Annotated in this window: 21 protein-coding genes, 1 other RNA gene and 1 pseudogene; 5 read left to right on the plus strand and 18 right to left on the minus strand. The window is 66.6% G+C overall.

Going from position 1 to position 23,908, the window contains the following annotated elements; translation table 11 throughout:
* Positions 1 to 39 precede the first annotated feature (39 nt).
* Positions 40 to 954, minus strand: a complete 915-nt coding sequence (locus tag G467_RS0112600) for a M23 family metallopeptidase (protein ID WP_022970100.1) — start codon at positions 952 to 954, stop codon at positions 40 to 42.
* Between G467_RS0112600 and G467_RS16760 the strand changes: the two genes are divergently transcribed.
* Positions 938 to 1,417, plus strand: a complete 480-nt coding sequence (locus G467_RS16760) for a DciA family protein (protein ID WP_162140760.1) — start codon at positions 938 to 940, stop codon at positions 1,415 to 1,417. The genes G467_RS0112600 and G467_RS16760 overlap by 17 nt on opposite strands.
* A 139-nt stretch (positions 1,418 to 1,556) precedes the next feature.
* On the opposite strand, the gene lpxC is transcribed toward G467_RS16760, so the two are convergent.
* From lpxC to rsmI, 17 genes and pseudogenes are all read right to left on the minus strand, one after another.
* Positions 1,557 to 2,477, minus strand: coding sequence for a UDP-3-O-acyl-N-acetylglucosamine deacetylase (gene lpxC, locus G467_RS0112610; protein ID WP_022970102.1), 921 nt, complete (start codon positions 2,475 to 2,477; stop codon positions 1,557 to 1,559).
* Between the two features lie 283 nt (positions 2,478 to 2,760).
* Positions 2,761 to 3,990 carry a cell division protein FtsZ gene (gene ftsZ / locus G467_RS0112615; RefSeq protein WP_022970103.1) on the minus strand — a complete coding sequence of 410 codons (1,230 nt, stop codon included), beginning with the start codon at positions 3,988 to 3,990 and terminating at the stop codon, positions 2,761 to 2,763.
* A gap of 57 nt (positions 3,991 to 4,047) precedes the next feature.
* Entirely contained in the window at positions 4,048 to 5,283 is a 1,236-nt protein-coding gene (ftsA, locus tag G467_RS0112620) for a cell division protein FtsA (RefSeq protein WP_022970104.1), read from the minus strand.
* Entirely contained in the window at positions 5,280 to 6,020 is a 741-nt protein-coding gene (locus G467_RS16765; protein ID WP_022970105.1) for a cell division protein FtsQ/DivIB, read from the minus strand. The genes ftsA and G467_RS16765 overlap by 4 nt, the downstream gene beginning before the upstream one ends.
* Positions 6,017 to 6,961: a D-alanine--D-alanine ligase gene (locus G467_RS0112630; protein ID WP_022970106.1), complete on the minus strand. Its 945-nt coding sequence runs from the start codon at positions 6,959 to 6,961 to the stop codon at positions 6,017 to 6,019. The genes G467_RS16765 and G467_RS0112630 overlap by 4 nt, the downstream gene beginning before the upstream one ends.
* On the minus strand, positions 6,958 to 8,391 hold the full coding sequence (gene murC, locus G467_RS0112635) for a UDP-N-acetylmuramate--L-alanine ligase (protein WP_026802660.1): 1,434 nt from the start codon (positions 8,389 to 8,391) through the stop codon (positions 6,958 to 6,960). Before murC ends, G467_RS0112630 begins: the two co-directional genes overlap by 4 nt.
* Before the next feature lie 8 nt (positions 8,392 to 8,399).
* Positions 8,400 to 9,482, minus strand: a pseudogene (murG, locus tag G467_RS16770) (undecaprenyldiphospho-muramoylpentapeptide beta-N-acetylglucosaminyltransferase); the annotation flags it as partial.
* Positions 9,479 to 10,801, minus strand: a complete 1,323-nt coding sequence (gene ftsW, locus G467_RS0112645) for a putative lipid II flippase FtsW (RefSeq protein WP_026802661.1) — start codon at positions 10,799 to 10,801, stop codon at positions 9,479 to 9,481. The pseudogene murG and the gene ftsW, both read right to left, overlap by 4 nt.
* Before the next feature lie 8 nt (positions 10,802 to 10,809).
* Positions 10,810 to 11,892, minus strand: coding sequence for a phospho-N-acetylmuramoyl-pentapeptide-transferase (mraY, locus tag G467_RS0112650; protein ID WP_022970110.1), 1,083 nt, complete (start codon positions 11,890 to 11,892; stop codon positions 10,810 to 10,812).
* Positions 11,882 to 13,252: a UDP-N-acetylmuramoyl-tripeptide--D-alanyl-D-alanine ligase gene (locus tag G467_RS0112655; protein ID WP_022970111.1), complete on the minus strand. Its 1,371-nt coding sequence runs from the start codon at positions 13,250 to 13,252 to the stop codon at positions 11,882 to 11,884. Before G467_RS0112655 ends, mraY begins: the two co-directional genes overlap by 11 nt.
* Entirely contained in the window at positions 13,249 to 14,727 is a 1,479-nt protein-coding gene (locus G467_RS0112660; protein WP_022970112.1) for a UDP-N-acetylmuramoyl-L-alanyl-D-glutamate--2,6-diaminopimelate ligase, read from the minus strand. Before G467_RS0112660 ends, G467_RS0112655 begins: the two co-directional genes overlap by 4 nt.
* Positions 14,724 to 16,541 carry a peptidoglycan D,D-transpeptidase FtsI family protein gene (locus G467_RS0112665; RefSeq protein ID WP_022970113.1) on the minus strand — a complete coding sequence of 606 codons (1,818 nt, stop codon included), beginning with the start codon at positions 16,539 to 16,541 and terminating at the stop codon, positions 14,724 to 14,726. The genes G467_RS0112660 and G467_RS0112665 overlap by 4 nt, the downstream gene beginning before the upstream one ends.
* Complete coding sequence (ftsL, locus tag G467_RS0112670) at positions 16,538 to 16,807, minus strand: cell division protein FtsL (protein WP_022970114.1); 270 nt, start codon at positions 16,805 to 16,807, stop codon at positions 16,538 to 16,540. Before ftsL ends, G467_RS0112665 begins: the two co-directional genes overlap by 4 nt.
* The gene (gene rsmH / locus G467_RS0112675) at positions 16,804 to 17,742 is read right to left on the minus strand and encodes a 16S rRNA (cytosine(1402)-N(4))-methyltransferase RsmH (RefSeq protein ID WP_022970115.1); all 939 of its coding nucleotides are present in this window, start codon (positions 17,740 to 17,742) and stop codon (positions 16,804 to 16,806) included. The genes ftsL and rsmH overlap by 4 nt, the downstream gene beginning before the upstream one ends.
* 21 nt (positions 17,743 to 17,763) lie before the next feature.
* Positions 17,764 to 18,219 carry a division/cell wall cluster transcriptional repressor MraZ gene (mraZ, locus tag G467_RS0112680; RefSeq protein WP_211214068.1) on the minus strand — a complete coding sequence of 152 codons (456 nt, stop codon included), beginning with the start codon at positions 18,217 to 18,219 and terminating at the stop codon, positions 17,764 to 17,766.
* A 367-nt stretch (positions 18,220 to 18,586) separates the two neighbouring features.
* An RNA gene (rnpB, locus tag G467_RS17640) (RNase P RNA component class A) lies at positions 18,587 to 18,943 on the minus strand.
* Between the two features lie 28 nt (positions 18,944 to 18,971).
* A complete protein-coding gene (gene rsmI / locus G467_RS0112685; RefSeq protein ID WP_022970117.1) occupies positions 18,972 to 19,802 on the minus strand; it encodes a 16S rRNA (cytidine(1402)-2'-O)-methyltransferase in 831 nt (276 codons plus the stop codon).
* A 73-nt stretch (positions 19,803 to 19,875) separates the two neighbouring features.
* Here rsmI and G467_RS16775 point away from each other — a divergent pair, with 73 nt between their 5' ends.
* Genes G467_RS16775 through G467_RS0112705 form a run of 4 tightly spaced genes read left to right on the plus strand, consistent with a single transcriptional unit; the run spans position 19,876 to position 23,908 of the window.
* Entirely contained in the window at positions 19,876 to 21,624 is a 1,749-nt protein-coding gene (locus G467_RS16775) for a penicillin-binding protein activator (protein ID WP_022970118.1), read from the plus strand.
* Entirely contained in the window at positions 21,602 to 21,991 is a 390-nt protein-coding gene (locus G467_RS0112695; protein WP_022970119.1) for a YraN family protein, read from the plus strand. The genes G467_RS16775 and G467_RS0112695 overlap by 23 nt, the downstream gene beginning before the upstream one ends.
* A gap of 1 nt (position 21,992) precedes the next feature.
* Positions 21,993 to 22,526 (plus strand): metal-dependent hydrolase, encoded by a 534-nt coding sequence (locus G467_RS16780; RefSeq protein WP_022970120.1) that lies wholly within the window; start codon positions 21,993 to 21,995, stop codon positions 22,524 to 22,526.
* A complete protein-coding gene (locus tag G467_RS0112705) occupies positions 22,523 to 23,908 on the plus strand; it encodes an FAD-binding oxidoreductase (RefSeq protein WP_022970121.1) in 1,386 nt (461 codons plus the stop codon). Before G467_RS16780 ends, G467_RS0112705 begins: the two co-directional genes overlap by 4 nt.

Raw genomic sequence — 23,908 nt, forward strand, 5'->3', positions numbered from 1 at the left:
GGGCCGGGGGATATCAACCGGACCTGCCGGCGGGCCGGATCAGCCGCCGATCTTGTCCAGGAACGGGCGCGGATTGACCTGAACGCCGTTGACGTGGACCTCGAAGTGCACGTGCGGGCCGGTCGAACGACCGGTCGAACCGGCCTTGGCCACTTCCTGACCCGCGCGGACGACATCGCCGACGCGAACCATCAGCTTGGAATTGTGGCCGTACAGGGTGGTGTAGCCATTGCCGTGGTCGATCTCGACCACATTGCCGTAACCGCTCTTGATGCCGGAGTAGCTGACCACGCCATCGGCGGCCGAACGGACCGGGTCGCCGGTATTGGCGTCGAAATCGATGCCCATGTGGTGGGCGCGGCCGCCGGAGAACGGGTCGGAACGCGTGCCGAAACCGGAGGTGATGAAGCCCGGCGAGGGACGGCTGGACGGCGTGCTCTTCAGCTGGACCTGCTGGTTGTACATCATCGCTTCGAGCACGGAGAGCTGGCGCCCGGAGTTGTCGAACTGCGCCTGCAACTGGTTGAGATCTTGAAGCAAGTCTCCGGCCGGTACATCGGAAACCGCTTCCGCACCACCCATGCCGGGGGTACGGTCGAAATTGAACTCGCCATCGGCCAGCTTGCCATCATGGGTCAAGCGCTCGCCAAGGGCATTCAGGCGGTTGGCCTGGGCCTGCAGCTCGCCGACGCGGGCGGCCACGGCATTGATCTCGCGCTGCGCATCTTCGCGTGCGGCCTTGAGGGCTTTTTCCTGCTGGTTCAGCTCGGTCTTGAGCTGGGCGATCTCGGAACGCGCCGCGCCATTGACGCCGCGGGTCGCGAAGCCGGCCGCGAACGCCAGGGCCAGGATGGTCAGGACGATGCCACCGGTGGTGGCCGCGACCTTGGGATTGTCGAACGCCAATTTCTGCGGCGCCCGGAAGAATTTGGATACGATGATCACATTCATCATGTCGAAACGTACTCACTCTCATGATCGTGGCGTCGCCGGGGCGGGTTCGCCGCCGCAAGCCGTGGAGGCTGCCTCGGCGGGACTCGGGTCCCTGATCGCGCGCGCCCAGTGGCTGGACGGGCTCGATCATTTGCTGCGCCAGAGCCTGCCCGCCGCGCTGGCCGGGCAATGTCGCCTGGCGAACGTGGATCAGGACAAACTCGTGTTTCTGGTCAACGCCCCGGTCTGGAAGAACAAGCTGCGGTTGAGCGAAGACGTCCTGTTGGACGCTGCCACCGCGGCCGGCCTTTCGGTCCGCACGCTGGTCGTCAAGGTAGTACCGCCGTCGACGCCGAGTTCCCCCGGACCTGTTTCTGGCAAACCCCTTTCCCAGGCAGTGCGCGAATCGTTGCGCACAACGGCCCAGTCGGTAGAGGACCCGGAGCTCCGGGCCCAACTTCTGAAACTGGCTTCCTTGCCTTGACCCTCACAATCGAGGGGGCATTCTGCCCCAGGAATGGGCCACGTCCGTTAAAAAGCAGTTAAATCAAAAGGATAACTGCGTGATCCGGGTTCCAGAATGGAAGCCGGGGGCCGGGCCGTTCAGGCACCGGCCGGCGCCATCAAAGCGCTTGCGCGGGATGGGCGTAGGAAATGGGCGCGGCCGCCGAGGCTTCTTCATCCTCGAAGGTGACCGCTTCCCAGGCCGACTGGTCGGCCAACAAGGCACGCAACAGCTGGTTGTTGAGGGCGTGGCCGGACTTGTAGCCGTAGAACGCGCCGATCAGGCTGAAGCCGAGCAGATACAGATCGCCGATCGCGTCGAGGATCTTATGCTTCACGAACTCGTCCTCGTAACGCAGGCCGTCTTCGTTCAGGACGCGGTAGTCATCAAGGACGATCGCGTTGTCCATGCTGCCGCCCAGCGCCAGGTTGCGCTCGCGCAGGTACTCGATGTCCTTCATGAAGCCGAAGGTGCGCGCCCGGCTGACTTCCTTGACGAAGGAGGTCGTCGAGAAATCGATCTCGGCGCTGGACGTCGCCTTGTTGAACTGCGGGTGGCTGAAATCGATGGTGAAGCCGACCTTGAAGCCGTCGAAAGGCTCGAAACGCGCCCATTTGTCGCCGGAATCAACCTGGACGGTCTTCTTGATGCGGATGAAACGCTTGGCTTTGTTCTGCTCTTCGATGCCCGCGGACTGCAGCAGGAATACGAAGGGGCCGGCGGAGCCGTCCATGATCGGCACTTCGGCCGTGGACAGGTCCACATACGCGTTATCGATGCCCAGGCCGGCGAAGGCCGAGAGCAGATGTTCGATGGTCTTGACCTGGACGTCGCCCTGGACGAGCGCCGTGCACAGGCTCGTGTCACCCACGAGTTCGGCCTTGGCCTTGATTTCGACCGGCTTCGCGAAGTCCGTACGGCGGAAGACAATGCCCGTATCCACGGCCGCAGGCCGCAGGGTCATGTATACCTTTTCACCGCTGTGCAGACCCACGCCAGTGGCGCGGATGACATTCTTTAATGTGCGCTGTTTGATCATTTTCTACGCGTTCTCCGGGCGGAGGACACAAAACGTTAACGAGGATAGCACAGGCAAACCTGAACACTCTTGAAAACCAGTGTTGCACAGGGTAAGGGAAAGCCGGCGTCTGGACTGTGACCCAGACCGGGGTTCGCGCCCTAAGTTCCTGAATCGGAAGAAAAACCCGCCGGAAGCCCCGGCGGGTTGAAATCACGAAGTCAAAAAGCCGACCACGCCGTCCTGGCATGGCGGGCGGACTGCCGACGCGGGCACACGCGCCGGCAGGGGGATAACACGGGGCTCAATCAGCCTGGCGACGCAGGAAGGCCGGGATGTCGAGGTAGCTGTGATCGGTCGGCAGGTCGCCCAGGGCGGTGGCCGGCGCGGGTTCGCCGCGGCTGGCACGCAGACCCAGGTTGTTGCCGGCGGACGGCGTCGCGACGGTGTTGGCCATCGCGTCGTAGTCCGGCAGACCGGTCGTGGCGTTGCGGACCAGCTTGACCTGCTGACGGACCGGTTCGCGCATCGTCTCGCGCTCGCCGGTGCGGATCGGCTGGCGCGCGGCGGTGCTGCGATTCAGGCCGGTGGCCACGACGGTCACGCGGACCTCGTCGGCCATGTCCGGATCGAGCACGGTGCCGATGACCACCGTCGCGTCCTCGGAAGCGAACTCCTCGATGATGCGGCCGACTTCGTCGAACTCGCGCATCGTGAAATCCGGACCGGCGGTGATGTTGACCAGCACACCGTTGGCGCCGGCGAGGTTGACCTCGTCGAGCAGCGGGTTGCTGATCGCCGATTCGGCGGCCGCCTGGGCGCGGTCGTCGCCGCGGGCGGTGCCGCTGCCCATCATTGCCAGGCCCATCTCGGACATGACAGTGCGGACGTCGGCGAAGTCGACGTTGATCAGACCCGGGCGGACGATCAGGTCCGCGATGCCCTGCACGGCGCCGAGCAGCACGTCGTTGGCGGCGCGGAAGGCCTGCATCATGGTCGCGTCGCGACCGAGCACGGTGATGAGTTTTTCGTTCGGGATGGTGATCAGGGAGTCGCAATGGTTGGCGAGTTCCTCGATGCCCTTGAGCGCCACCTGCATGCGGCGACGACCCTCGAACGGGAAGGGTTTGGTGACCACGGCGACGGTCAGGATGCCGCGCTCCTTGGCGAGCTGGGCCACGACCGGAGCCGCGCCCGTGCCGGTGCCGCCACCCATGCCGGCGGTGATGAACACCATGTCGGCGCCATCGAGCGCCTCGAGGATGCGCTCGCGATCTTCGAGCGCGGCCTGCCGGCCCACCTCGGGATTCGCGCCCGCACCCAGGCCCTTGGTGACGTTGCCGCCGAGCTGGAGCTGCTGTTTCGCGCCGCACTGCTTGATCGCCTGCGAGTCGGTGTTGGCCGTGATGAATTCCACGCCCTCGACGCCGGCGTTGACCATGTGCGCCACGGCGTTACCGCCGCCGCCGCCCACGCCAAACACCTTGATGACGGCGTTCGGAGCCAACTTTTCCACTAGTTCGAAATGTGCCATGTCCTTGTCCTCGTGTTTTTCAGATGGATTTTTTTATTGTTGTTGGGGGGATTGCCGCTAGAACTCACCGCGGTACCAATTCCGCAGCTTGCTGAAAAGGGTGCCGGCCTTGCCGGCGTTGATGCGCGGACGATGCGGATGCTCGACCTGGCTGCCCCAGAGCAGCAGACCGACGCCGGTCGCATGCACCGGGTTGCCGACGACTTCGCCCAGACCGGTGACGTGCTGCGGGATGCCCACGCGCACCGGCATGTGCAACATTTCCTCGGCCAGTTCGACCACGCCTTCCATGCGCGCGGCGCCGCCGGTGAGCACCAGGCCGGCGCGCACGAGCTCCTCGAAACCGGAGCGGCGCAGTTCGGCCTGCACCATCTCGAAGATTTCCTCGTAGCGGTTCTGCACGGCCTCGGCCAGCGCCTGGCGCGCCAGACGCCGCGGCGGACGATCGCCGACGCTCGGCACCTGGATGCTTTCTTCCGCCGTCGCCAGCTGCGCGAGCGCGCAGGCGTAGCGCACCTTGATCTGCTCGGCTTCCGGCGTTGGCGTGCGCAACAGATGCGCGATGTCGTTGGTGACCTGGTCGCCGGCGATCGGCAGGGACGAGGTGTGGCGCAGCGCGCCCTGCACGAAGACCGCGATGTCGGTGGTGCCGGCGCCGATGTCGACGAGTACGACGCCGAGCTCGCGCTCGTCGGCCGTGAGCACGGCCGTGCTCGAGGCGATCGAACTCAGGATCAGGTCGTCGACCTGCAGACCGCAGCGATTGACGCACTTGCTGACATTGGCCGCCGCCGACTGCGCGCCGGTGACGATGTGTGCGCGCACTTCCAGACGCACGCCGGACATGCCGACGGGATTGCGGATGCCTTCCTGGGAGTTGTCGACGATGTACTCCTGCGGGATCGCATGCAGGATCTTCTGGTCGGACGGAATCGCCACGGCGCGCGCGGCCTGCAGCACGTTGTCGAGGTCGCCGTAGGTCACCTCGCCGCTCGCGACCGGCACGATGCCGGGCGAATTGCGGCACTGCGTGTGGCTGCCCGAGATGCTGGCGTAGACGGAACGGATCTCGCAGCCGGCCATCAGCTCGGCCTCCTCGATCGCGCGCTGGATCGACTGCACGGTCGACTCGATGTCCACGACCACGCCGCGTTTCATGCCGCGCGATTCGTGCGAGCCGATGCCGATGACCTCGATCTCCTGCCCGGGCGAGTACTCGCCGACCAGTGCGGTGATCTTGGAAGTGCCGATGTCGAGTCCGACGATCAGCGATTTGTCGCCCTTGCGGTTCATATGCCTGCCTGTGCCTGCGTGTCCGTTGCACCCTGCCCTGCGCTTGCCGCCCGCCAGGTCAGTGCGAATCCATTGGTGTAGCGAAGATCGGCGCGATCGAGCACGCGCGCTTCCTTGTCGCGAAGGCGCGGCAGCATGCGCGCGAAACGCTGCAGCCGCTCCTGCGGGTCGCCGCGACCGACTTCGATGCGGGTACCGTTCGAAAGCACCAGGTTCCAGCTGCCGCGCGCCGTCAGCACGACGGTGTCGACGGTCAGACCGCTGCCCAGGAACAGCGGCCGCGCCTGGCTGTAGAACGACATCAGTTCGCTTGCGCGCGCCTCCGGACCGACGAACTGCGGCAGATCCGCATCAACCGTCGCCGGGGCCGGGAACAGCTCGCCGTGCTCGGAGAGCATTTGTTTTTCGCCCCAATGCGCCAGCGGCCGGAATTCGCTGATGGACACTTCCAGACGATCGGGCCAGCGCTTGCGCACTTCCACGTGCTTGACCCAGGGCAACTTCGCCAGCGCGCCGCGCACCTGCACGAGATCGACCGCGAAGAAGCCATTGCGCACATACGGGAGCACGGCTGCACGCACCTGGGCGTCGCTGACCTGGCCGAACTCGCCGGTCACCGACAGATGCCGCATCGGCCAGCGCGAACCGGCGATCCAGCCGTTCACGACGGCGATCGCCGGCAGCGCGACCAAAGCGATCGCGATGAGCCAGGCAACGATGCGCAGCGCGGCATTCACGAGCGGCCAGCCTCCTTGAACGAGGTTTCCAGGATCGTCCAGCACAAGGTTTCGAAGTCGATGCCGACTTCGCGCGCGGCCTTGGGTACCAGCGAATGACTGGTCATGCCCGGCGCGGTGTTGACCTCGAGCAGGAAGAACTTGCCGGCGCGGTCGCGCATCACGTCGACGCGGCTCCAGCCGCTGCAGCCGACCGCATGGAACGCGGCCAGCGCAAGCTTGCGGATTTCCGCTTCGGCCTCGCCGTCCAGGCCGGGGCAGATGTACTGCGTGTCCTCGGCCACGTATTTCGCGTGGTAGTCGTAATACTCGCCGGCCGGCACGATGCGGATCGACGGCAGCGCGCGATCGATCAGGATGCCGACCGTGAGCTCCTCGCCGACGATCATCTGTTCCATCAACAGCTCGCCGGGATAGCGTGCGGCCAGTTCGACCGCGGCATCGAGGTCGCCGTCATTGAACACGCGGCTCACACCGACGCTCGACCCTTCGCAAGCAGGCTTGACGATGACCGGCAGACCAAGTGCACGCGCTGCGGCATGCACATCGTCGCCCGGCGCCAGGCGCACATAGCGCGGCGTTGGCAGGCCGAGGGTCATCCAGACTTGCTTGGTGCGAATCTTGTCCATCGCCAGCGCCGTACCGAGCACGCCCGATCCGGTGCAGGGAATGCCGAGCGCTTCCAGCAGGCCCTGGAGCACGCCGTCTTCGCCGCCGCCCTTGTTGCCGTGCAGGATGTTGAACACGCGATCGAACTTCTTTTCCGCCAGCGCCGCGACCAGCGCCGGAATGCCGTCCACCGCCTGCGCATCGACGCCGCGCGCACGCAGCGCCTCGAGCACGTTCGCACCGGAATCGAGCGAGACCTCGCGCTCGGAACTGCTCCCGCCCATGAGGACCGCCACGCGGCCGAATTCGCTGGGGTGGACTACCTTCTTCATGCCTTGCTCGCTCCTTCGAAGCCATGCGTGGCGATGTCGCTGGCGACATGACCGATGTCGCCGGCACCCATCATCAAAAGCAGATCGCCGTCATGCAGCACATCGGGCAGCAAGCCCGCCAGTTCGCGCGCGCTGGCGACGACGACGGGGTCGATGCGTCCGCGCGCGCGGATCGCCCGCGCCAGCGACTTCGCATCGGCGCCGGCGATCGCCGTTTCGCCGGCGGCATAGACTTCGGTCAGCACCACGGCGTCGCAGCTCGACAGCACGGCGGCGAAATCGTCGAACAGGTCGCGCGTGCGGCTGTAGCGATGCGGCTGGAACGCCACGACCAGGCGGCGCTCCGGCCAACCGCCGCGGGCCGCGGCAAAAACGGCTTCGAGCTCGCGCGGGTGGTGGCCGTAGTCGTCGACCAGCAGCACCTTGCCCTTGCCGGTGTCGAACTCGCCCTTGAGATTGAAGCGGCGGCCGATGCCCTGGAACTTCTCCAGCGCATGCGCGATCGCCTGCGGATCCACGCCGAGCTGCCAGCCGATCGCGGCGGCGGCGAGCGCGTTTTGCACGTTGTGGCGGCCGGGCAGATTCAGGCTCACGCGCAGAGGCTCGCTTTCGGGCAAGTGCAGCGTGAAATGCATGCTGCCTGCGTCCTGGGTGACGTCGGTGGCGCGGACATCGGCCTGCTCGGCGAAACCGTAGCGCATGAGATGGCGTGGCATCTGTTCAGCCAGCGCCGCCACTTCCGCGTCGTCGATGCACAGCACGGCCAGACCGTAGAACGGCAGGCGATGCAGGAATTCGGAGAAGGCTTCCTTCACGCGATTGAAGTCGCCGCCGTAGTTTTCCAGGTGATCGGCGTCGATGTTGGTCACGACCGCGATCAGCGGATTGAGCCGCAAGAAACTGCCATCGCTCTCGTCGGCTTCCGCCACCAGCCACTGTCCGGTGCCCAGACGCGCGTTCGCTCCGGCCGACAGCAGTTGTCCGCCGATCACGAAGGTCGGATCCATGCCGCCTTCCGACAGCACGCTGGCCACCAGCGAGGTGGTTGTCGTCTTGCCATGGGTGCCGGCAATGGCGATGCCGCGCTTGAAGCGCATCAGTTCGGCGAGCATTTCGGCGCGCGGCACGACCGGGATGCGCTGTTCGCGCGCCGCCACGAGCTCGGGGTTGTCCTGCCGGATCGCGCTGGAGATCACCACGACGTCGACTTGATCGATGTTGCTCGCGGCATGGCCGCGATGCACCTTCGCGCCCATCTGGACCAGGCGCCGCGTGGTCGGCGAGTCGTTCTGGTCGGAACCGGAAATCGTGTAGCCCTGGGTGACCAGCACTTCGGCGATGCCGCTCATGCCCACACCGCCGATGCCGATGAAGTGCACACGACGAAACGCGCGTGCCAGGTCACCGCTGTCGCGAAGCCGACGCTGGATCATGCCCTTGCCTCCTGCATCACGATGTCAGCCACGGCGTCCGCCGCGCGGGGAAAGCTGGCCGCGCGCGCGGCCTCGGCCATGCGCAGCAGGTGCGCGCGATTGCCGGCGAACGCCTGCAGATGCGCGCGCAGTTCGACATCGAGATTGCCGTCCTGGCGCAGCCAGTCTCCGCCGCCGCGTTCCTTGAGATAGTCGGCATTGCGCGCCTGGTGGTCGTCGACCGCGCCCGGGAATGGCACCAGCACGCTGGCGACACCCGCAGCACACAATTCGGCGATGGTCAGCGCCCCGGCGCGACCGATCACGAGGTCGGCCCAGCCGTAGGCCGCGGCCATGTCGGTGATGAAGGTCTCGACACTCGCTTCCACACCGGCCGCGGCGTACGACTGCACGGCCTCGTCGCGCATTTTTTCGCCGCACTGATGACGAACCTCGAACGGCGTCGCCGCCTGCAGCGCCGCGATCACTTTCGGCACCGCGGTATTGAGCGCGCGCGCGCCTTGGCTGCCGCCGAGCACAAGCAGACGCAAGGGGCCGCTGCGACCGGCGAAGCGCTCTGCCGGCGGCGGCAGGGCCGCGATTTCCGGCCGCACGGGGTTGCCGACGGTTTCATTGACCACGCCCGCAAAGCTGTCCGGAAATCCGCAGAGCACGCGCCGCGCGAGACGCGCGAGCACGCGATTGGTCATGCCCGGTGCACGATTCTGTTCGTGCACGATCAACGGACGGCGCAGCAACCAGGCCGCCAGGCCGCCCGGACCGGCGGCGAATCCGCCGAAACTCACGACCGCGCGCGGCTGCGCGCGACGCAGCACAGAAAGCGCCTGCCACACCGAACGCAGGACGACGAACGGCGCCATCAACGTGCTCGCGAGATTCTTGCCGCGCAGACCGCGGACCGCGATCGTTTCGATCGGCACGTCGTTGGCGGGCACCAGGCGCGTTTCCATGCCGCCGTTCGCGCCGAGCCACAGCACCGGCACGTCGCGGGCGCGCAGGGCGCGCGCGACCGCGAGCCCCGGAAAGATGTGACCGCCGGTTCCGCCTGCGAGAATCATTACCGGCGATTTCGACACGACGGCGTTCATCGCTGCGCTCCGAGACGCGGTTCGATCCGCGCGCGATTGCCGCGCGTGGCCGGCATCGTCGTGGTCGGACCAAGCCGGGCTGCCGCCGCCGCGCCACGCGGGGCGGTTTCGTACAGCTCCTCGTCGGACACGGCGTCGCTCGCCGGCGCCTGCGCGCGAAGCTTGGCTTTCTGCCGCTCGGCGCGATCGAGCTCGTAGCTCACGCGCAACAGCAGACCCATCGCCACGCAGGTCATCAACACGCTAGAACCACCCGAAGACACCAGCGGCAGCGTCAGGCCCTTGGTCGGCAGGATGCCGAGATTCACGCCCATCGACACGAAAGCCTGAAGGCTGATCCACAGACCGATGCCGAAGGCGCAATAGCCGCTGAAATGACGGCGCATTTCGATGCAGCGCAGGCCCAGGCGCAGCGCACGCCAGGTGAACAGCGCGAACAGGCCGATGATGCAGCACACGCCGACGAAACCCAGCTCCTCGGCGGTGACCGAGAAGATGAAGTCGGTATGCGCTTCCGGCAGATAGTCGAGCTTGAGAATGCTGCCGCCTAGACCGACGCCGGTCAGGTCGCCGCGGCCGATCGCGATCAGCGCCTGCACGAGCTGGTAGCCGCTGTCCTGCGCATCCGCCCACGGATTGCTGAAGGAAGCCAGACGCTTCACACGATACGGTTCCAGCATCACGATAAAGGACATCGCGGCCAGGCCCGCCAAGGTCGGCAAGGCGAGATTGCGGATGCGCGCGCCGCCGAGCCAGACCATGCCGCCGGTGATCGCGAGGATCAACGAGGCCGAGCCGAAGTCCGGCTGCAGCAAAAGCAGACCGACCAGGGCGCCGGCAACGATCAGCGGCTTGAACAAAGCCTTCCAGCTGTTGCCGATCTCGTCGCGGAAACGCACGAGATAGCTGGCCAGCCAGACGATGAGCATCAGCTTCACTGCCTCGACGACCTGGAAATTGGAAATGCCCAGATTGATCCAGCGCCTGGCGCCGTTGACCGACTTGCCGATGCCCGGCACCAGCACCGCCAGCAACATCGCAAAGCACAGCAGCAGGATGATCTGGCTGTGCTGCTCGATGCGCTTTATTTCGGTCCGCATGACCGTCAACGCCAGCACACCGCCGAGTGCGAGGAAGACAAGGTGGCGATTGAGGTAGTAGAACGGCCCGACGCCATTGCTCATCGCGTAGGGCATCGAACTCGACGCGACCATGACCACGCCCAGACCGGCCAGCACCAGGGCAATGCCGATCAGCCAGGCGTCGAAACGACCTTCGAGGTCGTCGAAGCGCAGGGCTTGGCTGGCGCGGTCGCGCAGCGTGATCATCAGCGCACCTTCAAGGTCGCGAGACCCACGAGGACGAGCACGACGGAAATGATCCAGAAGCGCACGATCACGCGCGGTTCCGGCCAACCCTTGAGCTCGAAGTGGTGATGGATCGGCGCCATGCGGAACACCCGCTTGCCGGTGAGCTTGAAGCTGGCGACCTGGATCATCACCGACAGCGTTTCGATAACGAAGATGCCGCCCATGACCAGCAGGATCGCTTCCTGTCGAACGATGACTGCGATCGTGCCCAAGGCCGCGCCGAGTGCCAGCGCGCCGATGTCGCCCATGAACACCATCGCCGGATAGGTGTTGAACCACAGGAAGCCGAGACCGGCACCGGCGACCGCCGCGCAGAAGATCGTCAGCTCGCCCGCACCGCGTACCGCCGGGATACCGAGGTAGTCGGAGAACACGACATTGCCCGAGGCGTAGGCGAAGACACCCAGGGCCGCCGCCACCAGCACTGTCGGCATGATCGCCAGACCATCGAGACCATCGGTGAGATTGACCGCGTTGGAGAACCCGACGATCCAGAAATACGCCAGCACGATGAAGCCCAGACCCATCGGCCAGGCGAAGTTCTTCAGCAGCGGCAGATACAGCGTCGTCGCCGCCGGCACATCGGCCGTCGCGTACAGGAAGACCGCCGCAGCCAGACCGAACAAGGACTGCAAGGCGTACTTGTGCCGCGACTTGAGACCATTGGGATCGCGACGCACGATCTTGATCCAGTCGTCGAGCCAACCGATCGCGCCGAACGACACGAGCACGCCGAGCAGTACCCAGACGTAGCGGTTGCGCAGATCGCCCCAGAGCAAAGTCGACAGCGTGATCGTGAGCAGGATCAGCGCCCCGCCCATCGTCGGCGTACCGGCCTTGGAGAAATGGCTCTGCGGACCATCGCTGCGGATCGGCTGGCCGCCCTTGAGCGTGGCCAGACGCGCAATCACGCTCGGACCCAAGAGGAGCGACAAGGCGAGCGCGGTGAGCGCGCTGAGGATCGCGCGCATCGTGATGTAGTCGAACAGCGCGAAGAATCGCGCCAGTCCCTGCAGCCAGCGCGCCAGTTCAAGCAGCATGCCCGGTGTCTCCCCTGTCCTGCGCGAGCAGCGCATTGACGATGTTGTCCATCGCGCTCGAGCGCGACCCCTTGACCAGGCAGCGCACGCCGGCGCGCAGTTCGGTTTGCAGTGCGGCCACGAGGGCGCCCTGGTCAATGAAATGACGTCCGCCTTCCCCGAAGGCGACGCTGGCTTCGCGCGCAAGATCGCCGACCGACCACAGACGCTTGAGCCCCGCACGCTTGGCCTGAGCGCCGACCTCGGCATGCAATTGCGCCGAGGTTTCGCCGAGTTCGCCCATGTTGCCGAACACCAGCCACGCGTCCTCTCCCGCCTGCGCCAGCGTGGCAATGGCAGCAGCGACCGATCCGGGATTGGCGTTGTAGCTGTCGTCGATGAGCACGGCGCCGCTATGCAAACGGTGCGCGATCTGCCGGCCCTTCACCTGCTCGGCGTTCGCGAGGCCCTCGACGATCGCCTCGAACGGGGCACCGGCGGCGAGCGCCAGCGCCGTGGCGGCGAGCGCGTTCAGCACATTGTGGCGGCCAGGCAAGGGCAACACGATCTCGGCATTCCCCGCAGGGGTATGCAGATGGAAACGCGACCGCTCCGCGCCCGTCACGATGCGACTGGCGCGCACATCGGCATTGTTCTCGATGCCAAAGCGGAAACTGCGGCGAGCACCGACGATCTGGGCGAAGAAGGGCGCGAACGCGTCGTCGGCATTGATTACCGCCACGCCGTCGTCGGGCAAGGCTTCGTAGATCGCCGCCTTGGTCTCGGCGATGCCCAGCAGGCTGCCCATGCGCTCCATGTGCGCCGGCGCGATGTTGTTGACCAGGGCGACCTGCGGCGGCGCGATGCTGGCCAGATAGGCGATGTCGCCGGGCTTGCCCGCGCCCATCTCGTAGATCGCGAACTGCGCGTCTTCCGGCGCATCGAGCACCGCCAGCGGCAGGCCGATCTCGTTGTTGCGATTGCCCGGATTGAAATAGGTGCGGCCCGCGCGCGAAAGGATGCCCTGGATGAGCGTCTTTACCGAAGTCTTGCCATTGCTGCCGGTCAGCGCGACGACGACGGCCGGGCGTCCACGCTGGATGCCGGCGGCGAGTTCGCCGAGTGCTTCTTCGGTGTCCGCGCACAGCACCTGCGGCAGGGTCGAATCGACTTCGCGATGCACCAGCAGGGCGGCGGCGCCGCGATGCTGCGCCTCGGCAACCATGTCGTGCGCGTCGAAACGCTCGCCACGCAGGGCCACGAACAGCGCGCCGGGCGCGATCGTACGCGTATCGGTGCTGACCGCGCTGATCTCCACGTCGTCGCCGAGGTGACGGCCTTCGCACCAGCTGGCGATCTGCGACAGCATGACCGGCCTCATGCGCGTGCTCCCAGCAGGCGCTGCGCGACGGCGAGATCGTCGAACGGATGTTTGACCCCAGCGACTTCCTGGTAGGTCTCGTGACCCTTGCCGGCGATCAGGATGATGTCCTGCGCGGTCGCACCGGTCAGCGCCTGCGCGATCGCGCGTTCGCGATCACGCTCGAACTCGATGCGTTCCGGGTGACGGAAACCGGCGCGGATGTCGGCGACGATCGCGTCGCCGCTTTCGCTGCGCGGATTATCGTCGGTGACGATGACGCGGTCGGCGCGCTGTTCAGCGATCGCAGCCATCTGCGGACGCTTGCCGCGATCGCGGTCGCCACCGCAGCCGAACACGCAGATCAGACGACCGGGGGTGTGCTCGCGCAGGGTCGACAAGGCCTGCTCAAGTGCGTCGGGCGTATGCGCATAGTCGACCACCAGCAGGGGCTGTCCGGCGTCACCGCCGACGCGACTCATGCGCCCGCCGACCGGCGAGAGCACGGGCAGGACGCGCGCGACCTTCTCCAGGTTCCAGTCCAGCCCGCGCAAGGCGCCGGCGACTGCGAGCAGGTTGTCGACGTTGAACCGTCCCAGCAGCGGCGACGCGATCGCGAAGGATTGCCCGCCTTCGCTGAGCGTGAAGCGCAGACCTTCCGGCGACAGCGACAGGCCGTCCGCCTTCAGGGTAGCGCCGGCATGGCCGCGCGAACTGAAACCGATGCGCTGCACGCCATCGGCGAGGTCGCCGATCAATGCGGCGCCGAAGGCATCGTCGAGATTGATCACCGCCGCGCGCAGGGTCGGCCACGCGAACAGTTTGCGCTTGGCCGCCCCGTAGGCTTCCATCGTGCCATGGAAGTCGAGATGGTCGCGCGTGAGATTGGTGAACACCGCCACGCGGAACGCGACCTCGTCGACGCGCCCGAGTTCGAGTCCGTGCGAGGACACTTCCATCGCCACCTGCGTCGCGCCTTCGTCGCGCATCTGCGCAAGCAGACGGTGCACGGGAATGACGTCGGGCGTGGTGCGTTCGTGCGCGACGATGCGTCCGTACAGGCCCGCGCCGAGCGTACCGATCGTGCCGACCGTTTCGCCCTGCGAAGCCAGCGCCTGTGCGATCAGTTGCACGGTCGAGGTCTTGCCATTGGTGCCGGTGACGCCGGTCATCGTCATCGTCTTCGACGGCGAGCCGTAGAAACGATCGGCCAGCCGGCCGAGCTTGTGGCGCAAGTCACTCACGCCGATCGCGTTGGCAGGCACGACGACATCCTGCGGCGCCGGCAGTTCGAACAGGATCGCCGCGACCTGCGCCGCTTGCGCTTTGTCGACGAAGTTCAGGCCGTGCGTGCTGGCGCCGGCCAGCGCGACGAAAGCATCGCCGGCACCGAGCTCGCGACTGTCTGCGGACAGCCCGCGAATCATCGGATTGAAAGACGGCAAAGCCGGCACTTCGCCGGCGAGAAGATCATGCAGGGGCATGGCGCGGCTCATCGGAGCGCTCCGGGTGCCAGCGCGGCCGCCGTTGCCGGGGCCTCGGCGGCGGGCGCGGCCGGCGCGGCCGGCGCCTCGTCGATGACATTGCCATCCGCGACATCGGCGATCGTCGGTGCGGCCACGGGCGCCGGCTGCTGCGCATACCACTCTTCGACCTTGTCCGGCGGCACATCCATGAGGCGCAGCGCGCCGTCCATGACGTTGTGGAAGACCGGCGCGGAAACCAGGCCGCCGTAGTAGTCGCGGCCGTTCGGCTCGTTGATGACCACGACCATCGCGAACTTCGGATGATCCAGCGGCACGACACCAGCGAACAGCGACACGTAACGCTTCTGATAGCCGCCAGCACTGGCCTTGCGCGAGGTGCCGGTCTTGCCGGCGACGTGGTAGCCGGTGACCGCCGCTTTCGGCGCGGAACCGCCGGCACGCGTGACGCTCTCGAGCATCAGCAGCACTTGTCGCGCGATGCGCGGATCCATGACCTGGCGACCACTGCCCTCGCCTCCGCGAATAAAGGTCGGCGGCATCAGACGCCCCTCATTGGCCATCGCCGCGTACGCCTGGGCAAGCTGCAACGGCGTTACGGAAACACCGTAGCCGTAGGCGATCGTGGCTTTTTCGACCGGGCCCCAGCTGCGCGCCGGCGCGAGCACGCCGGCCGACTCGCCGGGAAAGCCCGAGCCGGTGCTGGTGCCAAAGCCGAAACGATGCAGCACGTCGTAGAAATGGTCGTTGCTCATGCCCATGCCGAGCTTGGCCGCGCCGATGTTCGACGAGTGCTGCAACAGGCCTTCGAGCGTGACCACGCCGTGGTTGCTGGTATCGCGAATCGGATACTTGCCCAGCATCATGATGCCGGGATTGGTGTCGAGCGTGATGTTGGGATCCACGCCGTTTTCCAGCGCCGCCATCACCGTCATCGCCTTCATCACCGAGCCGGGCTCGACGACGTCGGTGACCGCGCGGTTGCGATGCACGCCGGGTTCGGCGGCTTCGCGGGCGTTCGGGTTGTAGGACGGCTGGTTGACCATGGCGAGGATTTCGCCGGTCGGCACGTCGAGCACGACCACCGAACCGCTGCGCGCATGATTGGCGAGCAGCGCGGCCTTGAGCTCGCGATAGGCCAGATACTGGATGCGCCGGTCGATCGACAGCGTGATGTCCTTGCCCGGCTGCGCAGCGCGGATCAGGTCGACGTTCTCGACGATGCGGCCGCGACGATCGCGAATCACGCGCTGCGCGCCCGGCTTGCCGGTCAGCCAGTCGTTGAACGCGAGTTCGACGCCTTCCTGGCCCTGATCGTCGATGTTGGTGAAGCCCAGCACGTGCGCCATGACTTCGCCGTGCGGGTAGAACCGGCGGAACTCGCGCTGCGAATACACACCCGGAATGCCGCGCGCGACCACGGCCTGGGCGTCGTCGGGATTGATGTGCCTGCGCAGGAACACGAATTCCTTGCCCGAACGCTGCGCGATGCGCTGCGTCAGCACGTCTTCGGGAATGCCCAGGGCCTTGGCCAGCTCGGGCAGACGCTCGGGATGCTGCAGCAGTTCCTTGGGGTTGGCCCACACCGACTCGACCGGCGTGGACACCGCCAGGGGTTCGCCGTTGCGGTCCATGATCATGCCGCGCGAGGTCGCGATCGGCACTTCGCGCAGGAAGCGCGCGTCGCCCTCATGCTGGTAGAAATCGTTGTCGAGCAGCTGCATATGCGCCGCGCGACCGACCAGCACGACGCCGCAGCAGCCGAGCACGGCGCCGAGGATGGTCAAGCGTAGTTTGAGATCGTAGGGACGGGCGCGGGTTTTCATGGCGTCAGCACCACCACGTCCGAGCCTTGCGGGAAGCCCATGCCCAGGCGCTCGGTGGCGACCTGCTCGATGCGATTGGTTTCCGACCACGTCGCCTGCTCCAGCTGCAGACGACTGAATTCGATGTTGAGTTCGTCGCGCGCGCGTTCGAGCCGGGTCAGCTCGACATAGGCCTGGCGATGCTGCTGGCGCGCATAGACCACGGCGATGCCGCTGCCGAGCACGGCCGCGATCATCAGTGCGAACAGGAATACGCGCAGGCTCATGCGGCCGTCTCCTGCACTTTTTCCGCGACCCGCAGCACGGCGCTGCGCGAGCGCGGATTGCGCGAGATTTCCTCGTCGAACGCGCGCTGCGCGCCGCCGATGTCGAGCAGGCTCGCGGTGAATTCGGCCGCGACCGGCATGCGCCGGTTGCCCGGCGGCGCCTTGGCATGCGCGGCGATGAAGCGTTTGACGATGCGGTCTTCCAGCGAATGGAAGCTGATCACGGCGAGGCGCCCGCCCGGCTTGAGGCGCTCATGCGCCGCGGCGAGACCTTTTTCCAGGTCCTCGAGCTCGCGGTTGATGAAGATGCGGATCGCCTGGAAGCTGCGCGTGGCCGGATGGATCTTGCCGTCGCCGCGCGGCACGCAGCCGGAAATGAGCTCGGCGAGCTGCGCGGTGCGGGTCAGCGGTTCTTCGCTGCGGCGTGCCAGGATCGTGCGGGCGATGCGACGGCTGAGTTTTTCCTCGCCGTAGATCCACAGCACGTCGGCGATTTCGCGTTCGCTGGCACGCGCCAGCCACTGGGCCGCGCTCTCGCCCGAATCGGGATCCATGCGCATGTCGAGCGGGCCGTCGGCGCGGAAACTGAATCCGCGTTCGGCGACGTCCAGCTGCGGAGAAGAGACGCCGAGGTCAAACAGCACGCCATCCAGGCCCTCGGCGGTTTCGCTCCAGTTCCCCAAATCCGCGAACGAGCCGCGTCGGACGGCGACGCGCGCATCGCTGCCGAAAAGTTCGGCGGCGGTGGCGATCGCTTCGGGGTCCTTGTCCATCAACAACAGCCTTCCTGCCGGACCAAGCCGGTCGAGTACGCCGCGCGCGTGACCGCCACGCCCGAACGTGCCATCCAAATACTTGCCATCCTTGAGCACGCGCAGGCCGTCCATCACCTGCGTCCACATCACCGGAAGATGGCTGGGGGTCTGCGTCTCCACAGATTTCCCGGCCGTCACCGGTCAGAGCCTCAGATCGAGCATGTCGTCGCTGATCTCGTCTTCGGCAATCGTCTGACGGATCTGCGCGAGGTGCGCCTGCTCGCTCCACAACTCGAACTTGCTGCCCATGCCCAGCAACACGGCCTTTTTCTCGATGCCCGCCGCATTGCGGTGGCTGGGCGGAACGAGGAGACGGCCGCTGCCATCGGGCTCGACAAGCGTGGCCGCGCCGACCAGCTTGAGCTGGAGGTTGCGATGCACGCGCTTGGCATTGGGCAGGGCATTGACCTGGTCGCGGACTTTTTCCCAGCCCGATTCCGGGTACAGCCAGAGACAGCCGGACTCGTAGGGGTTGTAGGTGATGACCAGACGGTTGCCGCAAGCACGCGCGACGAGGTCCCGGTAGGCGGTAGGAATCGCCAGACGGCCCTTGTCGTCGATCGTGATCGCGGTTTCACCCTGAAACATACCCACCAAACCCCACAAAAAACCCGAAATTCCCTCGGAAGCCCACGTTAGACCTGAGCCTGGGGGCTGTCAAGAACAAAAACAGGGGAAATTCACTAGGGGAATCAAGACCTTGCAGCGAACTTCAGAGTCTTGTTTAAGAAGCGTTCGGGAAGTGTTGTTTCACATGGATTTGATGCAGAGGCGTGCGCTGGTTCGCAGTCTCTTCGGGGAAGAGACTCCCCGGGCCCCTGGCGGCCGAGCGGACGCGTGGAACAGCCCCGACTGCGCGGGTCAAGCCGCTCGGAGGCGTTCTCGGGATATTTCGACGCGGCGGCGGGTTCGCTCGCCCGGAGGGCGTCCGGACGCGGATTTCCTGGGCCGGGATGGACAGAAGTGGCGGAGCCGACCAGTAAGCCGGGTTCTGTCGTGGACAACCATTCCTCTCGGCCTTGCCTCGCGGCAAGGCTCAAGCAGCGCACCCGGGGACGGGTCGAGCCAACCCATAGTCCCCCTATTTGGCCTTGCTCCGGGTGGGGTTTGCCGTGCCATGCGGCGTTAGCCCCGCATGCGGTGAGCTCTTACCTCGCCGTTTCGCCCTTACCACGCACTCTTTCGAGCCGTTCGGCGGTTTGTTTTCTGTTGCACTTTCCGTCGGCTCGCGCCGCCCAGGCGTTACCTGGCACCCTGCTCTGTGGAGCCCGGACTTTCCTCGGCGCGATCAAGTCGCGACGCGGTTGTCTTGGCCGACTCCGCCATGCGCATTGTCTCACACGCGCGCTTCATTCGCCGCCGTACAGCGCTTTTCTCGGGGCGCCGCTGAGTTCCGCAGCGAGCTTCGCCGCCTGCGAGGGCTTGAGGTATTCCACGAGCCGCGCATACAGACGCTGGCCTTCGATGAGCGAGGCATCGGCATCGTCCGCGCAACCGCGCACGATCAGTACGAATTCGCCCTTGCGTTGATTGTCGTCGGCGCGGACGCGCTCCAGCAGCGCGCCCAGCGTGTCGCCGAGTACGGTCTCGAACAACTTCGTCAGTTCGCGCGCGATCACCGCCTCGCGCGTCGCGCCGAAGATCGCGACGAAATCCGCGAGCGACTCCTCGATGCGATGTGCGCTTTCATAGAACACCAGGGTGCGGGTTTCTTTCGCCAGACCACTCAGACGTTCGCGACGACCGGAGGCTTTCGCTGGCAGAAACCCCTCGAAACAGAAACGATCACTGGGAATGCCGGCGACCGACAACGCCGCGATCGCCGCGCAGGCACCAGGAATCGGACTGGCGCTGAAGCCGGCCGCACGCACTTCGCGCACGAGACGGTAGCCGGGATCCGACACCAGCGGCGTGCCCGCGTCGGACACCAGGGCCAGGGTATCGCCCGCGCGCAGACGTTCGACCAGACGTGCCGCCATCTCGCCTTCGTTGTGCTCGTGCAGGGCGACGAGCGGCTTGTCCAGGCCGAAGGCCGACAGCAACTGGCGCGTGTGCCGGGTGTCCTCGGCACAAATCGCGTCGACGGCCGCCAGCACCTCGCGCGCACGCGGCGTGAGGTCGGCGAGGTTGCCGATCGGGGTGGCCACCACATAGAGCGTGCCGGCTTTGATGGCGCCCATGGCGGCCTTCCTGTGCTTGAACGGTCGGTCGACCGGGTATCATCTTAGCGGCATCGCCCCCCGGAACCGACCCATGCGCGCACGACTGTTGCCCCTGATCCTGATCCCGCTGCTGATGGCCGGCTGCGCCACCGTCAGCACCACCCCCGCCGTCACCCCGGCGGAACAGGCCGCCGGCGCCCTGCTCGACAACGGCAAATATCGCGAGGCCGCGCAAGCCTATCTGCAGATCGCCAACGAACCGCGCAGTGCCGTGCGCGATCGCGCCCTCGTGCATGCCGCCGAAGCCTTCGAGCGCGCCGGCGACGGCGCCGCTGCGCGTCAGACGCTGGCGCAGTCGAATCGTCGCAAGCTCGTTGGCGAAGACGCGTTCAATCACGATCTGCTCAATGCGCAATTCCTGATCGAAGACGGCCGCGGCCGCGACGCGCTCGCCCTGCTCGGCCAGAACCCCGGCAGCGTGCCCGATGCGATCCGCTGGCACAGCCTGCGTGCACGCGCATTTACCGCCGCCGGCCAGCCCTTCGATGTCGCGATCGAAACCGCGGCCCTGCTGCAACCGAATGCGCCCGCGAAAGAACGCGCGGCGAATGCGCGCAATGTCGAACGCCTGCTCGCCGGCGTCGACAACGGCACGCTGAGTGCGCGCAGCGCGGCGCTCGCCGGCAACGATCCGCTGTATCCGTTCGCTGCCCGCGAATTGGCCAAGCGCGGCCTGCCCTTGCCGCATCCGCTCGACCGCAGCGCCCAGGTGCGCACGCAGGCATTCCCACCGGCCGACAGCGACGGCTACCGTCCGCCACTGCAGCTGGCCGTGTTGCTGCCATCGACGGGCTCGCTCGCCGGCGCCGGCGCTGGCGTGCGCGACGGCATTCTCGCGGCGTACTACGCCGAAACCCGTCGTCGTCCCAACATCAAGTTCTACGACACCAACGGCACCGCCGCCGGTGCACAGAGCGCCGCCGCCCAGGCCAATGCCGACGGTGCGCAACTCATTCTCGGCCCCTTGAGCCGCGACGAGATCAATGCCGTGTTCGCGCAGAACGTCAGCGGCGCGCCGATCATCGCGCTCAACCGCGGCGTGTCGGCGCCGCCGCCGGGCAGCATCAGCTTCGCGCTGTCTCCCGACGACGAGGGCCTGTTCGCCGCCGACCGTCTGGCCAATCGCGGGCAGTTGAAGGTACTGGTCTTCACGCAACGCGACGACGGCGGCCAGCGCGCGCTGGCGGCGTTCCGCGAACAACTGCGTGCACGTGGCGGCGATGTCGTCGGCGAAGTCGTGGTGGACGATGGCATCGTCGATGTCGGCCCGTTGCTCGCCGCGCAAACCGGCGCTGGCCACACCGCGCCGACGGCCGTGCTACTCGTGCTCAAGGCGCCGCAGGCGCGTCTGGTCGCGGCACAGCTCAAAGTCTCGCCGTTCTCGGTGCTGCCGCGCGTCTCGACGTCGCTGATCCTCAACGGCGCGAATGCACGTCAGGACGTCGAACTCGACGGCATCGAATTTCCCGAACTGCCCTGGCTGCTCGATCGTCGTCCCGATCTGATCGATGCCGACGCACTCGCCGCCGAACTGGGTACCGCGCGGGGTCCGTCGCAGCGTCTGTTCGCTTTCGGCATGGACGCGTGGAAACTCGCGGCCTATCTCGACCGCCTCGGCACCGATCCGGGCTACACGCTGCGCGGTGCCACCGGCGATCTGCGCCTGGACAGCTTCGGCATCATCCAGCGCGATCCGAGCTGGGCCGTGTTCAGCGGTGGCCGACCGCGCGCCGCGCCGGACGGTGGCCTGCAGACGAATGCCGCGTCCGCCACGCGCTGATACCCAGCGCCTCGGTGCCGAGGCCGAACAGGCCGCTTGCGCCCTGCTGCAGGCGCGTGGCTTGCAGCTGCTGGCGCGCAACGTGCGCTATCCCTTCGGTGAAATCGACCTGATCATGCGCGACGGCGCGACCGTCGCCTTCGTGGAAGTGCGGCGGCGGAAAAACTTCGCTTTCGGCGGCGCGGCCGCGTCGGTGGATGCGCGCAAGCGCCGCAAGATCGCGCTCGCCGCGCAGGCCTGGCTGTCGGGCACGCCGGCGTATCGCCAAGCCGCCTGCCGCTTCGATGTCGTCGCCGTGCAGGAAGAGCCCGACGGCCTGAGCTGCGAATGGCTGCCCGCGGCATTCACGCTCAACGACGTCGTCTGACGTGCCTACGATCTTCACCCACGCGGTCGTTCCGCTCGCAGCCGCCGTCGCCTTGGGTGGACAACGCCTCCCCTGGCGCCTGACTGCGGTCGCGATGGCGGCGGCGGTATTGCCCGATCTCGACACGATCGCCTTCGCGTTCGGCATTCCCTATGCCGACGACTTCGGTCATCGCGGCGCATCGCATTCCCTGGTGTTCGCGATGTTGGTGGGTTTGTGCGCGATGGTCTTCGCGACGTCCTTGCGCCGTTCGCCGATGACCGTTTTTTGTTTCGTCGCGATCGCCTGCGCCTCGCATCCGCTGCTGGATGCCTTCACCAGTGGCGGGCTCGGCGTCGCGCTGTTCTGGCCGTTCGACGCGACCCGCCATTTCGCGCCTTGGCGACCGATTCTGGTTTCTCCGATCGGCGCCGGTTTTTTCAGTGCACGCGGACTGTCGGTGTTGCTGTCGGAGATGCAGTGGGTATGGCTGCCAGCGATCGGGCTGGCGTGTTTCGGGCGATGGCTGGGAGGCAGGGCTAGAATCGCGCCATGAGCCCTTCCCTGCCCGCGCCGCTGATTTCCGCTCTGCAGCGTTTGCTCGGCGAGCACGGACTGCTGCTCGATGCCTCCGAGCGCGTGGCTTATGGCTACGACAATTCGCGCCGGCAGGCCTTGCCTGACGCGGTGGCGCTGCCCACGACGCGCGACCAGGTGCTCGAGCTCGTGCGTCTGTGCCGCAGCCACCGCGTGGCGATTACCGCGCGCGGACGCGGCACCAATACCACCGGCGCCAGCGTACCCGTGCACGGCGGCTTGGTCGTGAGTTTCGAACGCATGAATCGCCTGCTCGCAATACGGCCCGGCGATCGCGTCGCGGTCGTCGAACCAGGTTTGTTGAACGGCGATCTGCAGCAGGCCCTGCAGGCCCACGGTTTGTTCTGGCCGCCCGACCCCACCAGCGCGCCGTATTGCACCGTCGGCGGCAATCTCGCCTGCAATGCCGGCGGCCCACGCGCGGTGAAATACGGCGCGACGCGCGACAACGTGCTCGCGCTGACCGCCGTCACCGGCCAGGGCGAACTGGTGAGCTTCGGCGCAGCGACCACGAAAGGCGCGACCGGCTACGACCTGTCACGACTGTTGATCGGCTCGGAAGGCACGCTCGCGCTGATCGTCGAAGCGACCTTGAAGCTCACACCGATCGCCCCGCACCGACGCGCCCTGCGCGCCTTGTACCGCGATGTCGACAGCGCCGCCGCGGCGGTGGCGCGACTCATGGCGCAAGCAGTCACGCCCTCGATGCTCGAATTCATGGACGGCGAATGCGTGCGTCTGGCGCGCGAGGTCGGCGGTGCCGATCTGCCGACCGCCGGCGCCTTGCTGATGATCGAAGCCGATGGCGATGAAGCGGTGCTGGCTGCGGCCGAACGCGCACTGCGCCAGGCCGCAGACGGCGACGGCTGCCTTGCCATCGATGCCGCACCCGATGAAGCCACGCGCGAAAAACTCTGGGCTGCCCGCAAGGCGTTGTCGCCGGCCCTGCGCACGATCGCACCGGGGAAGATCAACGAGGACGTGGTCGTGCCGGTGTCGCGCATTCCCGATCTCGTCGCCGGGGTCGGCGTCATCGCCAAGGCGCGGCAGACGAAGATCGTGTGTTTCGGGCATGCCGGCAACGGCAACCTGCACGTCAATCTGTTGTTCGATCCCGCCGAGGCCGATCAGGCAGCGCGCGCCGAGGCGGCGTTGGCGGAGGTTTTCGCGACGGTCATCGCGCTGGGCGGGCAATTGTCCGGCGAACATGGCATCGGCCTGGCCAAGCGCGATTTCCTGCCGCTGGCGATCGATGCCGCCACTTTGGCGGCGATGCGCGCGATCAAGCACGCGTTCGACCCCGACGGCCTGCTCAATCCCGGCAAGATCCTGCCGGACTGA

Source organism: Arenimonas oryziterrae DSM 21050 = YC6267, assembly GCF_000420545.1.
GTDB classification, from domain to species: Bacteria; Pseudomonadota; Gammaproteobacteria; order Xanthomonadales; family Xanthomonadaceae; genus Arenimonas; species Arenimonas oryziterrae.